The following is a 5,996-nucleotide window of genomic DNA, read 5'->3' as shown; positions in this document are numbered from 1 at the left end:
AGCGGGCCGAGCCGCTGAATCTTGAGGTCGGTATTGTTTTGCAGTGCGAGCGTAATGGAATCCGACAGCGACAAGGCCTGCGGCGATCCGGTATCAATGAGCCGGCCGTAGTGCTCGGTGGACTGCTCCGCCGCGGTCACGTCTGCCCCCACCCCGCCACTCAACTGGCGGACAAAGGCCTCGGCGCGGTTGGGCGCTTGGTTGAGCAGATCGATTTGCTGCGGAGGGACAGGCCAAGTCGGTGTCGGCTCCTGCGCCAGCACTGGAGCCACCAGGAAAAAGGCCAAAATCACCAGCACGTTCGCCCACACCCCCATCATATCCTCCTTTGTCGACACGCGATGCCTGTTAGCATGAACGGCCGGTACGGGTCACGCGCGCGAACGGCCGTTGCTCACGGCGGAGAGCCGTGCCACCAAGCCTCGCGCCCACTCAGCCGCCCGCGCCAGCAGGCGCATGCGTCCCAAATCATCGAACAGGGAATAGGCCACGGGCGTAAGCAGCAAACTCAGGAGCAGGCACAGGGTTTGCCCGCCGATGATGACCTTGGCCATCGAGGCACGCGAGGCCGATCCCGGGCCCGCGCCGACGGCGATGGGGATCATGCCCGCAACCAGCATCATCGTGGTCATCAGGATGGGGCGCAGGCGCACGTGGTTGGCCTCCAGAATAGCCGCGTCCCGCGGCATGCCCCGCGCCCGCAAGGTATTGGTGTAGTCGATCTGCAGGATGCCGTTCTTCTTCACGATGCCGAAGAGCATGAACAGACCGAGGATACTGTAGATGTTCAGCGTCTCGCCAAGGACGAGAAGAGAGATCAAGGCAAAGGGAATCGACAGCGGCAGTGCCAAGAGGATGGTGACCGGGTGAAGGAAGCTTTCAAACTGTGCCGCGAGAATCATGTACATGAAGAGTAAGCTCAGGCCGAACGCCAGCAGAAAGTTCGTTCCCGTCTCGCCGAGGGCCTTGGCACGCCCCGAGAACTCCGCCGTATAGTTCGGCGGCAGATCGAGCCCCGCGACGATTTCGCGGATCTTGGTCATGGCAGTGGACAGCGCCACGTTGTCGAGGTTCGCCACCAGCGTGACCTTCCGCTGCCGGCTGTAGTGATCGATTTGCGCCGGCCCACGCTCCTCCGACAGGTCGGCGAGATTGGCCAGCTTCACCAATCCGCCCGTCGGTGTCGCGATGGTGAGGTCGCTCAGCGCATGCGGATCATTGCGGTTGGGCAGCTGCGCCCGCAGCCACACGTCGTACTGGTCCTGCTCCTCCTTGAATCGGGTCACCGGCTCGCCGCCGACGAGCGTGCGCAGTGTGGCGGCGATGTCCTGCACCTTGATGCCGAAGTCTGACGCCTTCTGCCGATTGATGTGCACCCGCAGCTCCGGCTGGCGGACCGACAGGGTGGTGTCCACATCGACGAAGCCGGGCGCCGCGCGCATGCCGGCCATGATCTTCTCGGAGTACGTTTGCAGCCTCTCCAGGCTGGGTCCGGTCAGATCGAACTCGATCTCCGTGTAGCGCTGGCCGCCAACCCAGATATTCACGTCCTGCACGCTGGCGCGCAGGTCAGGGTACTGTCCCAAAATCTCGCGGGCTTGCTTCATGATGTCGCGCTGCGACAGCCGGCGCTGCCCGAGCTCGGTCAGACGCACGTAGATCGAGCCCTCAGTCACCGGTCCCTCGCCGGCCCGGAGTCGGCCGCTGGTGTTGCCGATGCTGGTCAGCAGGTGCACCACGCCCGGCAGGTTGCGGAGCTTGCCTTCCAGCTCGCGGAAGGCGGCGTCGCTGCGCGCCAGGCTGTAGCCTTCTGGGGTCTGCACGATGACTTCGAACTCGCTCTGGTCGTCGGAAGGGATGAAGTCCTTGCCCACCGCCCGAAACAGCGGCACCGTCGACGCCACCGTGAGCACCGACAGCAACACGACAACCCAGCGATGCTGGAGCGACCAGCGCAGGATGGCGCCGTAGGTGCGGTCTACGGCGAGGTAGACGCGCTTCTCCCGCGAGGCACTCGTTCCCGGGGCAAGCTTTTTCACGCGCAGAAAGCGCGCGCAGAGCATGGGGGTCAGCGTGAAGGACACCAGCAGCGAGATGAGGATCGCGAACGCCACGGTGATGCCGTAGCTGTTGAAGAACCGGCCGACGCGGCCGGACATGAACGCGACCGGCAGGAAGATGACGACGAGCGACAGCGTGGTGGCCATGACGGCCAGGCTGATCTCCTTGGTCGCCACCGAAGCGGCCTGCATCGGCGACTCGCCCTGCTCTTCGGCGTGCCGGAAGATGTTTTCCAACACCACGACCGCGTCATCGATCACGATGCCGGTGGCCAGCACCAACGCCAGCATGGTCATGTTGTTGATGCTGAAGCCCATCAGCCGCATCAGGAAAAACGTCGAGATGATCGAGGTGGGGATGGCGATGGCGGCAATCAGCGTGGCGCGCAGGTTGGCGATGAACAGCATGACCGTCAGGCTCACCAGCACGGCGGCCAGGATCAGGTGAAGCTGCACCTCGTCAATCGACAGCTTGATGAAACGCGAATGGTCGCGGACCACCTCCAATGAGATGTCGGAAGGCAACACCGTGCGCAGCTGCTCCAAGCGCCGCTTGATGTGATCGATCACCTCGACGGTGTTGGTACCGGACTGCTTCCGAATCAGCAGCGAGACGGCCGGATGACCATCCAGGCGCGCCAGTGTACGGGGTTCGACGAAGCTGTCGGTTACGGTGCCCACGTCCCCGACGGTGAGCGGGCGGCCATGCACGTTGCCAACGATGAGCTGGTTGAAGTCCTCGACGCGCGCGATTCGCCCCATCGTGCGCAGCACCAACTCCTTCGGTCCCTGGTCGACGCGGCCACTGGGCAGCTCCAGGTTTTGGGCGCGCAACGCCGCTTTCACTTGCTGGATCGAAATGTGGTACGCGGCCAGCCTCTGCGCATCGACGTCGACGTTGATCGTGCGTTCGAGCCCACCGACCATGGTCACCGAACCGACGCCGCGCAGCGTTTCCAGATCTTCTTTCACTTGCTTACGGGCGATCTCCGTCACCTCGCGCAGGCTGCGGTTTCCGGACACGGCGATGCCGGCGATGGGCAACGACTCGACGTCGAACTTGTCGACAATCGGCATGTCGGTGCCCTCGGGGAGCTGCGACATGATCGAGGCGACCTTGTCGCGCACGTCTTGCGCGGCGGCCTCACGGTCGCGCTCCATAACGAAGAAGACCAAGACTTGCGACAGGCCTTCTTTGGTGACCGAACGCAGCTCGTCGATACCTTCGATGGTGTTGATGACCTCCTCGACCGGCTTGGTGACGCTACTTTCCATTTCCTCAACGCTGGCGCCCTTGAGCGTGGTGGTGACGGAGACGATCGGGTAGTCGAGATTGGGGAACAGGTCGACGGCAAGCTGACGGTACGAGAAGATACCGAGCGCCACCAGAAACCCGATGAGCATGGTGGCGAATACCGGCCGGCGGATACAGAGGTCAGCGAGTTTCATAGCAGCATCGATTGCGGGAATCGCCTGACGGAAAGTGCCGAAGCAGTGTCGAAGGAAGGAACGACAGCGGCGCTCACGACGCCGGGTTCTGAGCGCCGCCCGCGGTCTCTTTCACGCTGACGGTGATGCCGTTTTCGAGCTTCGTCAAACCGGAGGTGGCCACCAGCTCATCGGGCTGCAGACCCTCGGTGATCTCCACCATACCCGTGCTGCCGCGCGTTCCCACGCGCACCTGCCGCTCATGCGCCGTCCCATCTTTGATGACGAAGAGCTTGGTCACACCAGCAAACGTGATCAGCGCCTCTTGCGGCACCATGAGGGCGCGGTCATCGGAACTGGTCACGACGGCCGCGTTGGCGAAAAAGCCCGCCTTGAGGGCACGGTCCTGGTTGTCGACCAGCGCCTCGATCGCCACCGAGCGGTTCTCCGGATTGGACGCCGGGCTGATGCGCGCCAGGCGCCCCATGAAGGGCCGGTCCGGGAACGCATCGACGCGCACTTGTACCGGTTGGCCAGTCTGCAGCTCGTGGGCGAAGCGTTCGGGAACGTCGCCGCGCAGCTTCAAAGGATCTTCCGCCACCAGGGTGAACAACGGGCTGCCGGGGTGGACGTACTCGCCAGCGGACACCAGCCGTTTGGCAACGGCACCGCTGATCGGCGACTCGACACGGGCGTGGCGGATGGTCACGCGCAGGGTGTCGCTCTGGGCCCGAGCGACTGCCGCATGGGTCTTCACGCTCTCGTACTCTTGCGGCGAGATGACCTTGCTGGCGACCAGCTGCCGGCCGCGCGCTTCATCGGCTTGCGCCTTGTCCAGCATCGCCTCTGTCTCCCGCAGGCGTGCGCGCCACTGGTCATCCTCGATCTGGGCGAGCACCTGGCCCGCCGTCACCTGATCGCCCAAGTCGACATTGAGCGCTTCGAGCTGACCTTCCACTTGGCTGGAAAGCGTGACTTCCTGGTTGCCGTATAAGGTACCGACAAAATTGACCACGCGGGCGCTCGGACGGACCGCAACCGATGTCACGGTCACCGGCACTACGACCGCTTTCGCCTCGGCCGCAACCGCCTGTTGATGGGCCGGCTGCTCACAGCCCAACCACAGGGCTGCGGCGATGGCCAGCGGCGCACTGAGGACTTTCAGGTTCATGAACGTTGCGTTCCTCCCTTGACAATTTTGAGGGCTCGGGTGCGCCCTGCCGGCACTCCGGCATCACCGACCAGGCCCTGCAGAAAGATCGTCGCCACCAAGCCGGTCAAATCGTCCGGCCGATCGCTGTCGGCACGGTACAAACACGCGGCCCGGATCATGCCGAACAGCACCTCCACCGCCAGCCGCGTATTCACGGCCGCGATCTCGCCCCGCGCGATGGCGCGCTCAAGCACGCGGCTGACCATGCTGACCACTTCGTTACGGCGGTTTTTCCAATCGGTGCGTTCTTGCGCCTTGAGCTTCGATTCCAGACGGTGCATCAACACGAAGAAGTCGCGCTGGCGCCAGAAGTAATTGATCATTGTCCGCGCCACGGCTTCGATTGTCGTCCCGAGCGGCGCGTCCTGCTGCAGCACCGCCGTGACGGCAGCGTGGAGCCCGTTCAGGCCCTCGCCGATGGCAGCGAGGTAGAGCGCTTCCTTCGAATCGAAGTAGCGGTAGATGGTGCCCTTGCCGATCCCGAGACGCTGCGCGATATCATCCGTCAGCACCTCGTGGAACTCGCGCTGCGAGAAGATCTCGGTGGCGCACTGGACGATGGCCATCCGGGTTTGCTGACTTTTTTTCCTGCCGCGCATGGGTGTGTTGAATAATGGAACTGACCAGTCCGTGTCAAAATAACAGAGCCTCATAAGCAGTCAAGCACCGCACCGGCGATCGCCACACAGGTCGTCAATCCGCATGACGTTTGTCAGTAGCCAATTGCGGGGGGTATCTCCTCATGGCACCTTGAACGCCGAGAAGGAGGTACACATGGGCAATGAGACGCTTTCGATCACGGACAACCGAACGGGCAAGACCTACGAAGTCCCGATCAGTGATGGCACCATCCGCGCCATGGACCTGCGCCAGATCCGCACGTCCGGCGACGATTTCGGATTGATGACCTACGATCCGGCCTTCACCAACACGGCATCGTGCAGGAGCGCGATCACGTTCATCGACGGGGACAAAGGCATCTTGGAGTACCGCGGCTATCCCATCGATCAGCTGGCGGAACGGAGCACGTTTCTCGAGGTCTCGTACCTGATCCTCCATGGGGAGCTGCCGACGCCGTCGCAACTCCAGGCCTTCGTGCACAACATCACCATGCACACCATCACCCACGAGAACATCAAGAAGTTCGTCGATGGCTTCCACTACGACGCGCATCCCATGGGCATTCTGGTCAGCACCGTGGGAGCGCTGTCGACATTCTATCCCGACGCGAAAAAGATTTTCGATCCGGACTCACGCCAGGCGCAGACGTCGCGTCTGATCGCCAAGATGCCGAC

The 5,996-nt window shown here is 63.1% G+C and carries 5 protein-coding genes; 1 reads left to right on the top strand and 4 read right to left on the bottom strand.

Annotated elements, in window-relative coordinates; all coding sequences use genetic code 11:
- The 4 genes from VF515_02970 to VF515_02955 all read right to left on the bottom strand — a co-directional run.
- Nucleotides 1-320, bottom strand: a 320-nt coding sequence (locus VF515_02970; protein HEX7406593.1) for a hypothetical protein, incomplete at its 3' end; no start/stop codon positions are given.
- A gap of 51 nt (nucleotides 321-371) precedes the next feature.
- Complete coding sequence (locus VF515_02965) at nucleotides 372-3,509, bottom strand: efflux RND transporter permease subunit (protein ID HEX7406592.1); 3,138 nt, start codon at nucleotides 3,507-3,509, stop codon at nucleotides 372-374.
- 73 nt (nucleotides 3,510-3,582) lie between these two features.
- A complete protein-coding gene (locus VF515_02960; protein HEX7406591.1) occupies nucleotides 3,583-4,659 on the bottom strand; it encodes an efflux RND transporter periplasmic adaptor subunit in 1,077 nt (358 codons plus the stop codon).
- Nucleotides 4,656-5,267 (bottom strand): TetR/AcrR family transcriptional regulator, encoded by a 612-nt coding sequence (locus VF515_02955; protein ID HEX7406590.1) that lies wholly within the window; start codon nucleotides 5,265-5,267, stop codon nucleotides 4,656-4,658. The genes VF515_02960 and VF515_02955 overlap by 4 nt, the downstream gene beginning before the upstream one ends.
- Nucleotides 5,268-5,475: 208 nt before the next feature.
- Here VF515_02955 and VF515_02950 point away from each other — a divergent pair.
- On the top strand, nucleotides 5,476-5,996 hold a 521-nt coding region (locus VF515_02950; protein HEX7406589.1), incomplete at its 3' end, for a citrate/2-methylcitrate synthase.

Source organism: Candidatus Binatia bacterium (genome assembly GCA_036382395.1).
Classification (GTDB): Bacteria; Desulfobacterota; Binatia; order HRBIN30; family HRBIN30; genus JAGDMS01.
Note: the sequence above shows the minus strand (reverse complement) of the source record. Positions and strands in the feature narration are given on the sequence as shown.